At 43.6% G+C, this 337-nt stretch carries 1 pseudogene; it reads left to right on the top strand.

Annotated elements, in window-relative coordinates:
• Positions 1-337, top strand: a pseudogene (locus ACCD02_RS32690) (hypothetical protein); the annotation flags it as partial.

The following is a 337-nucleotide window of genomic DNA, read 5'->3' as shown; positions in this document are numbered from 1 at the left end:
TCAATTTTATTAAACCGCCTGCACTACCGCCCCAGCTGAAATGGACGTATGCCCATGAGCCGGAGCTACTGGGGTGGTCGATACGGGCGCGCAACTACAATACATTTATAGCCAACTGCATGTTTGTATTTATGAACGCGCTAATCATTGGTGGTTCGCTCATCATGTATTCAGTGTACGAAGGAATGAGTCAGCCTTGGCGAATCATGTCATGCATCTTTTTTTATATGCTTATATCATTTGCAATTTCCTGCATGACACACCAGCGAGTAAATTTCGCTTTTCGCTTTACCAAGTCCGGAGTGGAATATTGTAAGTGGAAAGATTTTCCGAAATG

Source organism: Pseudomonas sp. Pseusp88, from assembly GCF_047303955.1.
GTDB lineage: Bacteria > Pseudomonadota > Gammaproteobacteria > Pseudomonadales > Pseudomonadaceae > Aquipseudomonas.
Note: the sequence above shows the minus strand (reverse complement) of the source record. Positions and strands in the feature narration are given on the sequence as shown.